The following is a 14,762-nucleotide window of genomic DNA, read 5'->3' on the forward strand; positions in this document are numbered from 1 at the left end:
TCACAGAATGGTGACCGGCAGCGACGGCGGATCCCGAATTTAATCCGCAACCACAGCCGGCTGCATGCGTTCGCCAGATATCACGATCTGTTTCACGCTGGAAAATGCCATGACCGACGCCGCTGAAAACAACCCCCATCGTCCTCTGCGCCATCGCGGCGTCGCGTACTGGTGGAGAGCGCTGGTCGGCATCCTATTGGTCGTTCTCGGCCTGCTGATCGGCTGCGGTGGCGCCTGGCTCGTCGCGCTCGGCGGCTCCTGGTATTATCTGCCCGCCGGCATCGCATTGCTGCTCGCGGGCATTCTGCTGCTCGCAGAAAATATGGCCGGTGTCTGGCTTTACGTCCTGACATGGCTCGCAACGCTTGCCTGGGCCTATTGGGAGGTCGGTCTCGACGGCTGGGCGCTGATGCCGCGCGTCTTGGCTCCCACGATCATCCTCATCTTCGTCCTGCTTGCCGTTCCAGCCTTCCGCGACATCGGCAGCCGAGGCAGCAGGAACGCCGCCTATGTGACAAGCCTGCTGCTGCCGGTCATTGCGCTGGGCGCGTTCACCTTCCTGCACATCGATGCCTTGGCGCAGTCACCGGCGCAACAGCCGGCGCCTGCCGCGCAGCCCGCGCCGAACGGAACGCCGGCCTCGCCGGACACCGCGACCCATCAGGCCGGCAATGACTGGCCGGTCTATGGCGGATCGGAACTGGGGACGCGCTATTCGCCGCTGAACCAGATCACCGCGACCAATGTTTCCAAGCTCACCCGCGCCTGGTCCTTCCACACCGGCGACATGCCGAACGAAGCGACCAAGGACCTCTACTCGCCCGAAAACACGCCGCTCGCGATCGGCGGCCATCTCTATGCCTGCTCGGCCAAGGACATCATCATTTCCGCCGATGCCCGCAGCGGCAAGGAAGAATGGCGTTACGACCCGAAGGTCCCCGACGACGCCATACCCTATGGCGCGAGCTGTCGCGGTGTTGCCTATTTCGCCGTGCCGGGCGCCAAGGCGGATCAAGCCTGCGCGACAAGGATTCTCATCGGAACACTGGACGCGCGCCTGATCGCCATCGATGCCAAGACCGGCAAACCCTGCACGGACTTCGGCCAGCAGGGCATCGTCGACCTCACGCAAGGCATCGGCGAGACGGTACCCGGTTGGTATTCTGTCACCGCGCCGCCAACCATCGTGCGCGGCATCGCGGTCGTCGGTGCGCAGGTCAAGGATGGCCAGGCCGAGAACGCGCCTTCGGGCGTCGTCCGCGGCTATGACGCCACCACCGGCAAGCTCGCCTGGGCATGGGACATGGGACATCCCGATCGGGCGGGCGCGCCGCCTGCCGGCGATACCTACACGCGTGGCACCCCGAACATGTGGACCGTCGCGGCCGCCGATCCGCAACTCGGCTATGTCTACCTGCCGCTCGGCAATGCCGCCGTCGACTACTATGGTATTGATCGCAAGGATTTCGAGAACCAGTTCAACTCATCGATCGTCGCCATCGACGTCATGACCGGCAAGCCGGCCTGGCATTTTCAGACGGTGCACCACGATCTTTGGGACTACGACCTCGGCTCACAGCCGACGCTCGTCGATTTCCCGACCGTGACCGGCAAGATCGCCGCCATCATCGTGCCCAGCAAGCAGGGCCAGATCTACGTGCTCGACCGCAAGACCGGCAAGCCGCTCTTCCCGGTCGAGGAGCGCAATGTGCCCTCGGGCGGCGTCGAACCGGACAAGCTCTCCAAGACGCAGCCCTATTCGGGCTACGCGCATCTCGACCAACCGGTGCTGACCGAAAAGGACATGTGGGGCATGAGCCCGCTGGATCAGCTCTACTGCCGCATCCAGTTCCATCGCGCCTCCTATCAGGGCGAGTACACGCCGCCGACGGTCGACCGGCCCTTCATCGAATATCCCGGCTACAATGGCGGCTCGGACTGGGGCAGCATCGCCGTCGACACCGACAGCGGGGTGCTGATCGCCAATTACAACGACATGCCGAACTACAATCAGTTGATCCCGCGCGAGAAGGCCGACCAGATGGGCTTCAAGCCGATAGACAAGGGCGGCAGCCCGAAAAAGGTGAAGGACATCGGCGATCCGCAGGCCGGATCGCCATACGCCATTGCCGTCAATGCCGGCTGGCGCTTGCCAACGGGCCTGCTGTGCTCGAAGCCACCCTATGGTCATATCCGCGCGATCGATCTCAAGACCGGCAGGACGCTGTGGGACGAGCCGCTCGGCAGCGCCGACAACAACGGGCCCTTCGGCCTTCCTTCCATGCTGCCGCTGACCATCGGAACGCCGAACAATGGCGGTCCGCTGGTGACGGCCGGCGGCCTGATCTTCATCGCCGCGACCACCGACAACAAGCTGCGCGCCATCGATATCAAGACGGGCAAGGAAGTATGGCACGCCGACCTTCCCGCCGGCGGCCAGACGACGCCGATGACCTATGAGGTCGATGGCAGGCAATACATCGTCATCGCGCCCGGCGGGCATCATTTCATGGAGACGAAAGTCGGCGACGAAGTCATCGCCTATGCCCTGCCTGCGAGCTGAATAGGTTTGGGGCCAGGCTCTCAAGCCTTAGCTTTCCCCATCGTTGCTCCGCACCGTCGCCTGCGGCGGCTCGCTCCTGTTCCTCGCCAACCGTCGGCTTCGGCGCCTGGCGAGAAAGTACATCCAGATCAGAATGAGGATGAGAGGGATGCCCGCGACAGGCAGCATCCATATGCCAATGTGAAACATTGGTCTCTCCCGGGGAGATCTTCATCCGACATGGTCAGGCGAGCAGTTGCTCTATCCTGATCGGCAGGTCGCGGATGCGCTTGCCGGTCGCATGGTAGACCGCGCTCGCAACGGCCGCGGCCGTGCCGACATTGCCGAGCTCGCCGAGGCCTTTCACCCCGGCCGGATTGACGGCGTGATCGACCTCCGGCACCAGGATCACCTGCAGGTCCTTGATGTCGGCATTGACCGGGACGAGGTAGTCCTGCAGGTCGCGGTTCACATAGCGGGCATAGCGACTGTCGACTTCGGTCGCCTCGTGCAGCGCCTGGCCGATGCCCCAGATCATGCCGCCCATCAACTGGCTGCGCGCGGTGCGCGTGTTCATGATGCGGCCGGCGGCAAAGGCGCCGACGATGCGTGGCACGCGGATTTCCCTGGTATAGCGGTTGATGCGGACCTCGACGAATTCGGCGCCGAAGGCGTATTTGACGGAGTCCTCGTCCTGGTCCGCGCCATGGAACTCCGGCGTGCCGGCATAGAGCTTCTTCAGCGCCTCGGGCGTCGCGCCCTTCGGCGCAAACTCGACATATTCCTCGATGGCGCCGACCTGCATGGTCTTCAGGACGTCCTCGACCTTGGCCGACGCACTGCCCTTTGCCATGATCTTTCCGTCGGCGAGGTCGAATTCCTCGTTATGGGAACCGGCCAGCGGACCACCCTCGGCGGTCGCGGCGGCATAGAGCTTGGTGCGGATCGCGTCGCATGCCTTGAGCACCGCCGAGCAGACACTGGCCGTGGAGATCGACCCGCCCGAGACCGGAGCCGGAGGCAGGCTGCTGTCGCCCATTTCGACGCTGATCTTGTCGATGCCGACGCCGAGGCGCTCCGACGCCATCTGAGCGGCCACGGTGCGCACGCCGGTGCCGATCTCGTGCGAACCGCATTGCACCCGAACTTCGCCGTCAGCTGTGAGGCGCACGCGTGCCGCGCATGGCGCTACCGCTGTCGGATAGATGGCCGTGGCGCAGCCCATGCCGATCAGCCAGTCGCCGTCGCGCATCGCGCCGACCTTGGGATCTCGCTTGGCCCATCCGAACGCATCCGCCGCCTGATCGTAGCATTGGGTCAGCGAGCGGCTGGAGAACGGTTTCTTGCCGATCGGCTCCGTCTTCGGCTCATTGATGCGACGGAACTCGACCGGATCCATGCCGAGCGCCACCGCCATTTCGTCCATGGCGTTCTCCAACGCGTAGACGTACGGGGTTTCGGGTGGCGAGCGCATATAGCCAGGCGTGTTGCGGTCGGCCTGCACCAGCGAGACATGCGTCAGCACCGAACCGTAGTCATACATCCGGCCAGTCGCCGAGGTGCCGCCGACGACATAAAGGTCCGGCCGCGACGTAACCTCCCAGCCCTCATGCGCGAAAGCGGTGATGCGGCCGTCCTTGCCGGCGCCGATGCGGATGCGGTGCCGCGTTTCGGCCCGATAGGTCTGAATGCCGAAAGCCTGCATGCGGCTGGTCACGCAACGCACCGGACGTCCGAGCCGCTTGGCGGCAACGGCCACGATCGCGGTGCGAGGCGTCATCGGTCCCTTCGAGCCGAAGGCGCCGCCGATGAAAGGGCTGACGATGCGCACCTTGCCGGGATCGATCTTCAATTGCCGGGCGAGCTCGACTTTCCAGCCGGTGACGTTCTGCGAGGCCTCGTGCACGACAAGCTGGTCGCCCTCCCAGAACGCGGTCGTTGAAAACAACTCGATCGGATTGTGGTGCTGGGTAGGCGTCGAATAACGCTGGTCGATCTTGACCGCTGCGGCGGCGTAAGCCGCGTCGAAATCGCCTGCCTTGACGTCCTCCTTGAACAATGGGCTCTTGCCGGCCGCCGGGACGGTTTTCGTGCCGGGGCTGTCGAAGCTCGCGGTTGGCTTGTCGTCCTCATACTCGGCGCGGATCAGCTGCGCCGCCTCTTCAGCCGCTTCGAAAGTCTCGGCGACGGCAAGCGCGATGATCTGCCCGTCATGGAAGATCGTACGGTCGTGCAATGGGCCGATCGAGGTGGCGCCGGAATTGCCGAATTTCGGTTTATCGACCTTGTCCATGTCGCCATAGGTGACGATGTCGAGCAGGCCGGGCACCGCGCGGGCTTTGTCCAGATCGAGCTTCGTCACCTTGCCTTTGGCGATGCTGCTGGCGGCCAGCGCGCCATAGGCGATGTTGGCGGTGGGCAAGTCGGCGGGATAGTGCGCCTGCCCGGTGACTTTCAGGCGCGCATCGACCCGCGGCAGCGGTGCGCCCTGGTTCTCTTTGGGTCTTGGAGCAGCTGTGTCCATGGTCACACCTCCATGTCGCGGGCTTCAAGCAGCGCGCGCACCAGCGTTCGCTTGCCGAGTTCGATCTTGAATGCGTTGTGCTGGCGCGGTTGTGCTTCGGCGAAGGCGGCATCCGCCGCAACTCCTGCCGATGCCTCGTCCAGCTTCTTGCCTTGCAGGGCTTCTTCGGCCGCGCGGGCGCGCCAAGGCACCGTCGCCACGCCGCCCAACGCGATGCGCGCTTCACGAACATTGTCGCCGTCGAGGTCGAGCGCAATGGCGGCTGAAGCCAGCGCAAAGGCATAGGATTCGCGGTCGCGAATCTTCAGATAGAGCGAGCGCCGCGCCCATGGGATAGCGGGTACTTCGATGGCGCTGACGATCTCGTCTGCTGCAAGGTCGGTCTCGATATAAGGCGTGTCGCCGGGCTGCCGATGCAACTTCGCGAATGGTAGCTTTCGCGCCCCGCGCGAGCCTTCGGCATGAACGACGGCATCGAGCGCGATCAGCGCCTGGGCGAAATCGCCGTGATAGGTGGCGATGCAGGCGTCGCTCGCGCCGAGCACCGCGTGCTGCCGATTGAAACCTTCCATTGCCGCGCAACCCGAACCGGGCACGCGCTTGTTGCAGTGCCAGGACGTCTCGCGAAAATATTCGCAGCGCGTGCGCTGCAGGATATTGCCGGCGAGGCTCGCCATGTTGCGGATCTGGCCGCTCGCGGCCAGCCGCAGGCTGTCGGCAATGACCGGATAGCGGCGCTTGACCTCCGCATGGTCGGCGGCCTCGCCCATCCGCACCAGGGCGCCGAAGCGGATACCATTATCGGTGACCCGGATTTGCCTGAGACCAGGGTCGGCAAGCCGGTTGAGGTCGAGCAGCCGGTTCGGCTCGGCAACGCCGAGCTTCATATAGTCGGCAAGATTGGTGCCGCCGGCGATGAACTGCGCATTCGCGCGTGTCGGCTGGTCGTCGTTGGTGGTGAAGCGTGAGGCGATCGCGACCGCAGCGGAAATGTCGGTCGGCTGTTCGTAGACGAAGGGGTGCATGTCACGCTCCCTTCATCTGATCGCGTGCCTGCAGGACAGCGGCGACAATGTTGGGATAGGCGGCGCAGCGACAGATGTTGCCGCTCATATATTCGCGGATGTCATCCTCGGATTCCGCGTGACCCTCATTCACGCAGCCGATCGCCGACAGGATCTGTCCCGGCGTGCAATAGCCGCACTGGAAAGCATCATGGTCGATGAAGGCCTGCTGCATCGGATGCAACTTGCCATCGCTGGAGGCGAGCCCTTCGACCGTCGTGATGTCCTTGCCGTCGTTCATCACAGCGAAGCTCAGACAGGACAGCACGCGCTTGCCGTCGACCAGCACCGTGCACGCGCCGCATTGGCCATGGTCGCAGCCCTTCTTGGTGCCGGTCAGTCCGACATGGTCCCGCAACGCATCGAGCAGGCTGGTTCTCGTATCGAGCGACAACTCATAAGCCTGCCTGTTGATCCGCAACGACGTGACGGCCGGTTGCCTCAATTTCGGCTGGGCTGCGCTCGGCGCTTCGGCCCGTGCATGCGAAGCAAGCAACGGCGCAGTGGCGGCCGCCGACACCGAACCTGCCATGAAACGCCTTCGACTGAGACCATTATTGGATAGGGCTGAGGGCTGGGACATGGCTCGCTCCTGGGCTGGCTGGGTCCGTGCGCTAACCTTTCAACGAAGCCAATGTTCCCATTGGCCACCCCAAAACCCGCGGCACTTCACGGAAGCGTGACTCCGCCGTTGACGGCTGGATCGTCGCTTGGGTCTCTCAACAGACTGGAACATGCGTCCTGATTAGGAGTTCTTGCCCAAGAGCCACCGGCACATCCAAAGGGCATCATGAAATCGAAACTGGTCGCAGAGACCCCCGGGCAAAGGACATTCGTGGTCGTGCTCGATCCGGGCGAGGAAGCCTTCGCGTCGCTCACCGACTTTGCCGGTCAGAAGGGAATTGCCGGCGCCTCCCTGACGGCGATCGGCGCGTTTGAAAAAGCGACGGTTGGCTGGTTCGACTTCCAATCGAAATCCTACCGCGAGATCCCGGTCGCCGAACAATGCGAGGTGCTGAGCGCGATCGGCGACATCGCCGTCGACGACAGCGGCAAGGCGAGCTTGCATCTCCATGCCGTTCTTGGCCTGAGCGATGGATCGACCCGCGGCGGACATCTGCTCGAAGGCATGGTGAAGCCGACACTGGAAGTCACGGTGACGGAATCGCCTGTGCATTTGCGGCGCACGAAACGACCAGCCCTCGGCATCGCCCTGATCGATCTTGACGCGTGAAATCCTGCGCTACCGAAACCGCATCTTCGATCAGGCGTTCAGACTTGATGGAACAACCGGACGTCTTTACGCGAAACGCAGCCGTCGAGCGATATGGCGGGTGCCTGTGCGGGAATATCCGTTACCGCCTGACGGGCGAGCCGCGCGTGCATTATTGCCATTGCGATATGTGCCGCCGCGCGACCGGCAGCGCCTTCGCCGTGCTTGGCTGGGTGCCAGTCGCCGGCCTCGCGTGGCTGACCGTGGAACCGACCTGTCGCCGCTCGTCGCCAATCGCCCGGAGATGTTTCTGCCAGTCCTGCGGTACGCCGCTTACCCTTGCCTATGACGCGAACCCTCGGGAAATCGCGATGCATATCGGGACCTTTGACGATCCCGCCGAGCTTGAGCCACGGCACAATTACGGGTCCTCGCAGCGGCTCGGCTGGGTCTGCTGCGGCATCGACTTGCCGCACCATGACACGGAAGAGCGATGGTAGTGGCCCAAAACAGCGGCTTCCCGCTGCCGTTGGACACGCCGCCGATGGAAGCGCGAACGGCGGAAGTGTTGCCGGAGGGAAACGGCCCTTGGCTTTATGAGCCGAAATGGGATGGATTTCGTTGTCTTGCCTTCAAGGACGGCAAGGCGGTCGATCTAAGGGCGAAGTCGGGCAAGCCGCTTGGCCGCTACTTTCCCGAATTGATCGCGACGATGCAAAGCCTCGATGCCGGGGATTTCGTCGTCGACGGCGAGATCGTCATCGAGATCGACAGTCGCGCTTCCTTTGACGCGTTGCAGATGCGGCTGCACCCGGCCGAGAGCCGCATCCGCAAGCTGAGCATCGAGACGCCGGCGCAGTTGATCCTCTTCGATATGCTCGTCGCCCCGGGCGGCAAGATCACGCTCGAACGCCCCTTGGGCGATCGGCGTAACGCTTTGGCGGCCTTCCTGGCCAAAGTACCCTCTGCCGGGCTCCGGCTGTCGCCATCCACCACTAATGTCGCCACCGCTAGGCAATGGCTGCAAGGCGCCGGCCACGGCTCGACCGACGGTGTCGTCGCCAAGATGCTCGACGAGCCATATCGGCCAGGCGAGCGCGCGATGGTCAAGGTCAAGCGGCTGCGCACGGCGGACTGTGTGGTCGGCGGCTTCCGCTATCTGAACGGCAAGCTGCAGGTCGGATCGTTGCTGCTCGGCCTCTACAACGGCCAGGGGCAGCTCGATCATGTCGGCTTCACATCGACCATTGCCAATGAGAGCCGCGCCGCGCTCACGACGAAGCTCGAGGCGTTGCGCGGAGGGCCGGGTTTCACCGGCAAGGCCCCCGGCGGACCGAGCCGCTGGAGCACAGAGCGCAGCGGCGAATGGGACGCGGTGAAGCCGGAACTGGTGGTCGAGGTTCGTTTCGATCATGTCACCGGCGACCGCTTCCGCCACGGCACCAGGCTCTTGCGCTGGCGACCCGACAAAGCGCCGCGCCAGTGCACGTTCGAGCAGATCGAGTAGCCTAACCTGCCGGCGGCTACAAAGTCTGGAGGATCATGTCTTGAACGCGAACAGACTTGCGTCCGCATCATCTTTGCCGGCGATGGACGCCGAGATGATCTCGGACGCGATCTGGGAAAAGATGATCCCGTTTCCGCCATAGCCCATCACCGCATGAACGCGCGGATGCCCCGGCACGCCGCCGATGATCGGCAGTCCGGTTCCGGTGGCGCCGAATGAGCCTGCCCAGGCGAAGTTCGCCGCTGTGTCCAGTTGCGGGAACATCTTCCCGAGTTTCTGCTCAAGGCGATCCGTCTTTTGCGCGGTCAGGGCGTCGCGCCGTTCCTCGTCGGTGAACTCCTCGTCTTCGCCGCCGCAGATCACGCGGCCGTCGGATGTGGCCCTGAGATAGAGGTAGGGATCGGAAGCCTCCCAGATCATGGCGGCGAGCGGCCAGAGTTTTTTCGGCTGCGGGCGCGTCGCGATCGCCCATGTAGAGATGATGCGATGGCCGGTATTCGGCACGATGTCGAGCAGTTCGTATCCGGTTGTGAGAATAAGATGGCGGGCTTTGATCACAGGGCCATCTCGGGTCGCCACCGTCACGCCGAGCCGATTGTCCTTGATCGCAGTCGCTTCCGCCTGCGCATAGAACCGCGCCTTGCGTTGCAGGGCCGCGCTCAGCAGTCCGGACGTCAATTTGCGCGGATCGAGCGCCAGATTGCCATGGCTCAGAATTGCTGCGGCGCGACCTATCCCGAAATCCTCTCTCAGCTTTTTTCGTGTTAGCAAGCACGCTCCAATGCCCGCCTCGCGGCGTGCCTCCGCCTCGCGGCGCAGGTCCGACGCATCGAGCCTATTGCCAGCCAGGTAAAGCGATGGCCTATCCGCCGCCCGGCAGCGGATATCGAGTTCCGCGATGCGTCCGCGCAGGTTGAGCAGCGACAGTCGCGAGCGCCGCCAAGCCTGTCGTGCGGCATCGCCTCCGATCATCCGGGACAGCCTGATGAGCGGTTGATCGATCTCGAACTGAACAAGCGCCGTCGTGGCTGCCGTCGACCCTTTCAGCGGCCCGCGCCTGTCGATGCAAATCACGGAATGGCCATCGCGGGTCAGCGCTTCGGCCATCATCGCGCCGCTGATGCCCATGCCGACGATCAGGATGTCGGTTTTTACATCTCGGGTCAGGCGGTCTGCCGGCACCGCAGTTGAGCGATAGGCAGCCCAGACAGGTGTGCCGCTTCTGAGATCGAGCTTGCGAGGCATGAAAGTTCCCGGTTCCGCACGATAAGTCACAAAGCGCGCTGCCGTTCCCGGTCGACGGCGTTCCGCGGCGGACAAGAAGCGGAACAACTCGTCTTGCGGCGGGTTCTCCAGTCGAAGCTGAGTATTGGAGAACGTCATGGACCCGCGCGACAAACAGCGGCCGGCAAAGACCGAAGAAACCGAAGCCCCGACCATCGAGCAGCAGGATTGGGACGCTCTTGAGGGTGGCAGAATCCTGCCGGACAGCGTTGCCGTAAACGGCGACCCGCAGGATGACGCCGAAGCGGAAGGAGATCTTCCCGAGGAAGATGACGACAACCCCTTCCAGGACAGCGACGAAGCCTTGCCCGACGACGAGGAGGAACGCGTCCTGTCGAAGGATCCTTCCAAGGAAGGCAGTCGTTTCGACGAGGTCTAGGTGCGGTCGCCAGCCAGTTCAGATTTCGAGCAGCGCGTAGGGCCGGCCCGTCGGCTTCGTGATGTGCATGGCGACATTGTAGACCTTGGCGCCGCCGGGGGTCTGGCCCTCATAGCTGCCGCGATGCGCATGGCCATGCACGACGGCGCTCACCTTGAACCGGTCGATCGTTTCGGCAAGGCGGGATGATCCGAGGAACGGGAAGATTTCCGGCGGCTCGCCGGCGACCGTCTCCGGGATCGGCGCATAGTGAAGAACCACCAGCGTGCGCTTGGCGCGAACCTGTCGCATGGCGTTCTCCAGCCGCATCGCTTCATTGACGCTCTCGGCCACCATGGCCTTGATTGCGGGCTCGCCGAAAGAGCCGAGCATCCTCGAGCCGAAGCCGCCGACAAAACCCTTGACGCCGACAAAGCCGACGTCCATCAGTTCCGTCGCCTGCCCGTCGAGGAGATAGACGCCTGCCTGGCGGAGCGTCGCCGCGATCTGGTCGACGCAGCCGGATTCGTAATCGTGGTTGCCGAGTACGGCGACGACGGGGATCGAGCAGGCCCGCAGGTCCTCGGCGAGAAGCTCGGCCTCTTTGGGCTTGCCGAGATTGGTGAGATCGCCGGTAAGCACGAGGATGTCGGCCTCGCGCGAAACCTCGCCGAACAGATCGCGGTAGGACGTCTGCGCATCTTCCTGGACATGCAGATCGCCCAGGGCAGCGACTTTGACTTTGCCGTTGCCGCTCGCTTTGCGATCTGCCTTGCTTCGTTCAGCCATCGCGGAATTCTCCAACGCCGCCGACGCCCGCAAAACCCCATTCCTTGACGTCGATCTCATAGTCGACCTGCGACAGCAGGCGGCCGCGGCAGATCTTCATCCTCGGCGAAGGCAATTGCCGCTGCCTGGCGAGCCGCTCGAGCAGATTGTCCAGCAGCCAGTCGGGAATGTGGTCGCGTTCACTGGGATAGATCCACCGGAAATTCAGTACCTGCATCAAGAGCACCTCCCAGTGGGTGTCGAGATAGGACAGCAACCTTTGCCAGTCGATCTGCTCATGCGCCTTGAGGATGGTGTGGGCGATGTCGGCGCCGTCATGCCGGCCCCTGTCCTGGATGAAGCATTTCGACCAGATGAGCTCGGTCGGCCCGATGATGCGGACCCGGTTGCCCAAGAGCTCGACCTGGCGGGCATTCTCCAGCCACTGGTCCTCGACCTGCATGGTGCCGTTGGCGGAAGCAAAGATCACATCGAAGAAATGCGGGCCTTCGAAGACCTTCCCCAGCCAGCGGTCGTCCTCGATCTCGACCGCGTAGCCGATATCCTTGAAATGGGCGAGAATACGCGGGCAATCGCCGGCCTTGCAGAAGATATCGAGGTCCTTGGTCTGGCGTACGACGCCCGTATAGGCGCTGACGGCGTAGGTTCCGGCGACCAGGAAAGGGATGTCGGTGGCAGCAAGTTCGCGGATCGCGTGCGTATAGAAGGCTTCCGCTTCGGCGCTCTTCAGCGTCGGCTCCGCCTTTGCGTCGATCACAGGCAGCGTCGCCAGCACTCCCGGCAACTCGTCATTGGCCATCAACCGTCGCTCCGGCTTTTTATCTTCTTCCACCTGTTTCGGTAAACAGCGGCGATCCGGTGTTGTTCCGCCGTCAGCGGCATCTTCATGGCGGAGGAGGCTGGAACATTGTGAAACCGTGCGGGTTGGAGATCAAAGCAATACGAGCCGAGCTCCACCATGAATCCCTCCACCACCGATCATGTCGAAATCCGCAAGTACAACCATCCGACCGGCGGATGGGGATCCCTCAAATCGTTGATCCGCAAGGCACGCGGCGAAGGCTTGCTGATGTCGGGCATCTGGAGCACGCTGCTCAAGCAGAACAAGGCCGACGGCTATATGTGCGTCTCCTGCTCCTGGGCGAAGCCCGCCAAGCCGCGCCCGTTCGAATTCTGCGAGAACGGCGCCAAGGCTACGATCTGGGACCAGACGAAACGGCGCTGCGGCCCGGAGTTCTTCGCTGCCCACTCCGTCAACGAGCTGCTCGATTGGCCCGATCACGACCTTGAGAAGCAGGGCCGGCTGCTCGAACCGATGCGCTACAACGAGGTCACCGACAAATATGAGCCGGTCGGGTGGGAGGCCGCGTTCCGCGACATCGGCGAGGAGCTCCGCAAGCTCGATCCGAGATCGGTCGTGTTCTACACCTCGGGCCGCGCCTCGCTCGAGGCGTCGTTCATGTATCAGCTTTTCGCGCGCACCTACGGCTCGGGCAATCTGCCGGACTCCTCCAACATGTGCCACGAGTCGACTTCGGTCGGCCTGCCCGAGTCCATCGGCTCGCCGGTCGGCACCGTGCAATTGGAGGACTTCGGCCATTGCGACCTGATGTTCTTCTTTGGCCACAACACCGGCGTGAGCGCGCCGCGATTGCTTCACCCGATCGAGGAGGCGCGCCAGCGCGGCATACCCGTCATCACCTTCAATCCACTGCCGGAGCGCGGCCTGAAGCGCTTCAAGAATCCACAGAGCCCGGTTGAAATGCTTTCGCCGGGCGCCGGCACCAGGATGTCGAGCGACTTCTTCCAGATTCGCGGCGGCGGCGACATCGCCGCCATGACGGGCATTGCGAAGGCCGTTTTGGCGCTCGACGACGCGGCAAAGAATGCTGGCGCGCCGCGTGTCCTCGACACGGCTTTCATCGAGAAACATACACACGGCTTCGATGCGTTCGAAGCCTATCTGCGCCGCACATCGTGGGACAGGATCGAAGCGCGTTCGGGCATTGCGCGCGCCGATCTGGAGCATGTGGCTGAGATCTACAGCAAGGCATCGGCGGTCATCGGCAATTACGGCATGGGCCTGACGCAGCACCGGCACGGGACCGAGAACGTCCACATGCTTTGCAATCTGCTGCTGATGCGCGGCAATGTCGGCAAGCCCGGCGCCGGCGTGTCGCCGCTTCGCGGTCACTCCAACGTCCAGGGCCAACGCACCGTCGGCATTTCCGAAAAGCCGGAACTTGTCCCGCTCGACAAGTTCGCCGAATTCTACAATTTCGAACCGCCGCGCGAGAAAGGGCGCGACACGGTCGAAACATGCGAAGGCGTGATCGACGGCTCGGTGAAGGGGTTCATCGGACTGGGCGGCAACTTCGTGCGGGCCGTTCCGGAAACCGGACTTGTCGAAGACGCCTGGCGGCACCTGAGATTGCATGTCCAGATCGCCACGAAACTGAACCGCAGTCACCTGATACCGGGAGCGGTCACCTATTTGCTGCCCTGTCTCTCACGCATCGAGAAGGATTTGCAGGCTACCGGCGAGCAGCATGTCTCGATGGAGGATTCCACAGCCTGCATCCACGGTTCCTTCGGCTATCGCCCGCCGGCCGGACCCAGTCTGCTCTCCGAGCCAAAGATCGTCGCCGAGCTCGCCAAGGCGACGGTCGCGGGAAGGAGTTCAATTCCCTGGGATGAATGGGTGGCCGACTATTCGCGCGTGCGCGACGAAATCGAACGTTGTTATCCAGACCACTTCAAGGACTTCAACAAACGCTTCCTGGTGCCGGGCGGTTTTCATCGCGACATCAAGGCCTCCAAGCGGGTGTGGCAGACCCCCAACAAGAAAGCCAACTTCAAGCCGCCGACGATGCTCGAAACGGATCCCGACATCGACGTCTCGCGGTCGGATGCGCTGACATTGATCACGGTTCGCTCCAACGACCAGTTCAACACCACCATCTATGGCTACCGGGATCGCCTTCGCGGCATCAGCGGGACGCGGATGGTGCTGCTGATGAACGCGCACGATATCGAACGGCTGGGCCTCCATGACGGCGAGGTGATCGACCTGGAGTCCGCGGCCGATGACGGTGTCGAACGACGGGTGCGCGGCCTTCGCGTTACGCCCTACTCAATTCCGCGCGGCGATTGCGCCGGCTATTATCCCGAGCTCAATCCGCTCATCCCGCTCTGGCATCGGGCCGAAAAGGCGCACGTGCCAGCGGCGAAATCGGTTCCGGTTCGGGTGGTCATACCGGGATGACGCTCGCCCATGAGCCCATGCGGATGAAGCTGGCGCAAAGCCCGGCCTGCGATCTCATTTGTGACACAGGAATGCAGGCCGGGCCTATCCCAAGGGAGGGCACAAAGGCCAGCCTATGTTGCACGGCAATTGAGGCCCTGCCTTGACATAGGTTGTTGAGGCCAGCGGCATGTCCATTCAGTCGATAAGACCGTCGCCAGCTTAGACAGCCAGCCG

13 protein-coding genes are annotated in these 14,762 nt (G+C 63.3%); 6 read left to right on the plus strand and 7 right to left on the minus strand.

Annotated elements, in window-relative coordinates:
• Positions 1-109 precede the first annotated feature (109 nt).
• Positions 110-2,563 carry a membrane-bound PQQ-dependent dehydrogenase, glucose/quinate/shikimate family gene (locus FJ424_RS05565; RefSeq protein ID WP_140652653.1) on the plus strand — a complete coding sequence of 818 codons (2,454 nt, stop codon included), beginning with the start codon at positions 110-112 and terminating at the stop codon, positions 2,561-2,563.
• 223 nt (positions 2,564-2,786) lie between these two features.
• Here the strand turns inward: FJ424_RS05565 and FJ424_RS05570 are convergent, their stop codons facing one another.
• From FJ424_RS05570 to FJ424_RS05580, 3 genes are read right to left on the minus strand one after another with little or no spacing between them, the layout of a single operon-like run.
• Entirely contained in the window at positions 2,787-5,066 is a 2,280-nt protein-coding gene (locus tag FJ424_RS05570; RefSeq protein WP_140652651.1) for a xanthine dehydrogenase family protein molybdopterin-binding subunit, read from the minus strand.
• A gap of 2 nt (positions 5,067-5,068) precedes the next feature.
• A complete protein-coding gene (locus FJ424_RS05575) occupies positions 5,069-6,091 on the minus strand; it encodes a xanthine dehydrogenase family protein subunit M (protein WP_140652649.1) in 1,023 nt (340 codons plus the stop codon).
• A 1-nt stretch (position 6,092) separates the two neighbouring features.
• Positions 6,093-6,662 (minus strand): (2Fe-2S)-binding protein, encoded by a 570-nt coding sequence (locus FJ424_RS05580; RefSeq protein WP_181175250.1) that lies wholly within the window; start codon positions 6,660-6,662, stop codon positions 6,093-6,095.
• A 258-nt stretch (positions 6,663-6,920) separates the two neighbouring features.
• On the opposite strand from FJ424_RS05580, the gene FJ424_RS05585 reads away from it, so the two are divergent.
• From FJ424_RS05585 to FJ424_RS05595, 3 genes are read left to right on the plus strand one after another with little or no spacing between them, the layout of a single operon-like run.
• Complete coding sequence (locus tag FJ424_RS05585; RefSeq protein ID WP_140652647.1) at positions 6,921-7,364, plus strand: PPC domain-containing DNA-binding protein; 444 nt, start codon at positions 6,921-6,923, stop codon at positions 7,362-7,364.
• A gap of 47 nt (positions 7,365-7,411) precedes the next feature.
• Positions 7,412-7,843, plus strand: coding sequence for a GFA family protein (locus tag FJ424_RS05590; RefSeq protein ID WP_140652645.1), 432 nt, complete (start codon positions 7,412-7,414; stop codon positions 7,841-7,843).
• Positions 7,837-8,850, plus strand: coding sequence for an ATP-dependent DNA ligase (locus FJ424_RS05595; protein WP_140652643.1), 1,014 nt, complete (start codon positions 7,837-7,839; stop codon positions 8,848-8,850). The genes FJ424_RS05590 and FJ424_RS05595 overlap by 7 nt, the downstream gene beginning before the upstream one ends.
• Before the next feature lie 33 nt (positions 8,851-8,883).
• Here FJ424_RS05595 and FJ424_RS05600 read toward each other — a convergent pair whose 3' ends face one another.
• Positions 8,884-10,095 carry an FAD-binding oxidoreductase gene (locus tag FJ424_RS05600; RefSeq protein ID WP_140652641.1) on the minus strand — a complete coding sequence of 404 codons (1,212 nt, stop codon included), beginning with the start codon at positions 10,093-10,095 and terminating at the stop codon, positions 8,884-8,886.
• Between the two features lie 136 nt (positions 10,096-10,231).
• Here FJ424_RS05600 and FJ424_RS05605 point away from each other — a divergent pair, with 136 nt between their 5' ends.
• Positions 10,232-10,513, plus strand: coding sequence for a hypothetical protein (locus FJ424_RS05605; protein WP_140640590.1), 282 nt, complete (start codon positions 10,232-10,234; stop codon positions 10,511-10,513).
• 18 nt (positions 10,514-10,531) lie between these two features.
• On the opposite strand, the gene FJ424_RS05610 is transcribed toward FJ424_RS05605, so the two are convergent.
• The 3 genes from FJ424_RS05610 to FJ424_RS33465 are packed head-to-tail and all read right to left on the minus strand — an operon-like array spanning position 10,532 to position 12,241.
• Positions 10,532-11,281 carry a metallophosphoesterase gene (locus FJ424_RS05610; protein WP_140652639.1) on the minus strand — a complete coding sequence of 250 codons (750 nt, stop codon included), beginning with the start codon at positions 11,279-11,281 and terminating at the stop codon, positions 10,532-10,534.
• A complete protein-coding gene (locus tag FJ424_RS05615; protein WP_140652637.1) occupies positions 11,274-12,080 on the minus strand; it encodes a nucleotidyltransferase family protein in 807 nt (268 codons plus the stop codon). The genes FJ424_RS05610 and FJ424_RS05615 overlap by 8 nt, the downstream gene beginning before the upstream one ends.
• Complete coding sequence (locus FJ424_RS33465) at positions 12,080-12,241, minus strand: hypothetical protein (RefSeq protein WP_181182008.1); 162 nt, start codon at positions 12,239-12,241, stop codon at positions 12,080-12,082. The genes FJ424_RS05615 and FJ424_RS33465 overlap by 1 nt, the downstream gene beginning before the upstream one ends.
• On the opposite strand from FJ424_RS33465, the gene FJ424_RS05620 reads away from it, so the two are divergent.
• Positions 12,240-14,546 (plus strand): FdhF/YdeP family oxidoreductase, encoded by a 2,307-nt coding sequence (locus tag FJ424_RS05620; RefSeq protein ID WP_140652635.1) that lies wholly within the window; start codon positions 12,240-12,242, stop codon positions 14,544-14,546. The genes FJ424_RS33465 and FJ424_RS05620 overlap by 2 nt on opposite strands.
• Positions 14,547-14,762: the final 216 nt, after the last annotated feature.

Source organism: Mesorhizobium sp. B3-1-8 (assembly GCF_006439495.1).
Classification (GTDB): Bacteria; Pseudomonadota; Alphaproteobacteria; order Rhizobiales; family Rhizobiaceae; genus Mesorhizobium.

Bases quoted from the DNA above. Each gene is read 5' to 3' on its own strand.
- FJ424_RS33465 (WP_181182008.1), bottom strand. From the start codon at position 12,241: ATGGTGGAGCTCGGCTCGTATTGCTTTGATCTCCAACCCGCACGGTTT.
- FJ424_RS05620 (WP_140652635.1), top strand. From the start codon at position 12,240: ATGAATCCCTCCACCACCGATCATGTCGAAATCCGCAAGTACAACCAT.
- FJ424_RS05605 (WP_140640590.1), top strand. From the start codon at position 10,232: ATGGACCCGCGCGACAAACAGCGGCCGGCAAAGACCGAAGAAACCGAA.
- FJ424_RS05615 (WP_140652637.1), bottom strand. From the start codon at position 12,080: ATGGCCAATGACGAGTTGCCGGGAGTGCTGGCGACGCTGCCTGTGATC.
- FJ424_RS05600 (WP_140652641.1), bottom strand. From the start codon at position 10,095: ATGCCTCGCAAGCTCGATCTCAGAAGCGGCACACCTGTCTGGGCTGCC.
- FJ424_RS05575 (WP_140652649.1), bottom strand. From the start codon at position 6,091: ATGCACCCCTTCGTCTACGAACAGCCGACCGACATTTCCGCTGCGGTC.
- FJ424_RS05590 (WP_140652645.1), top strand. From the start codon at position 7,412: ATGGAACAACCGGACGTCTTTACGCGAAACGCAGCCGTCGAGCGATAT.
- FJ424_RS05585 (WP_140652647.1), top strand. From the start codon at position 6,921: ATGAAATCGAAACTGGTCGCAGAGACCCCCGGGCAAAGGACATTCGTG.
- FJ424_RS05580 (WP_181175250.1), bottom strand. From the start codon at position 6,662: ATGGCAGGTTCGGTGTCGGCGGCCGCCACTGCGCCGTTGCTTGCTTCG.
- FJ424_RS05565 (WP_140652653.1), top strand. From the start codon at position 110: ATGACCGACGCCGCTGAAAACAACCCCCATCGTCCTCTGCGCCATCGC.
- FJ424_RS05595 (WP_140652643.1), top strand. From the start codon at position 7,837: ATGGTAGTGGCCCAAAACAGCGGCTTCCCGCTGCCGTTGGACACGCCG.
- FJ424_RS05610 (WP_140652639.1), bottom strand. From the start codon at position 11,281: ATGGCTGAACGAAGCAAGGCAGATCGCAAAGCGAGCGGCAACGGCAAA.
- FJ424_RS05570 (WP_140652651.1), bottom strand. From the start codon at position 5,066: ATGGACACAGCTGCTCCAAGACCCAAAGAGAACCAGGGCGCACCGCTG.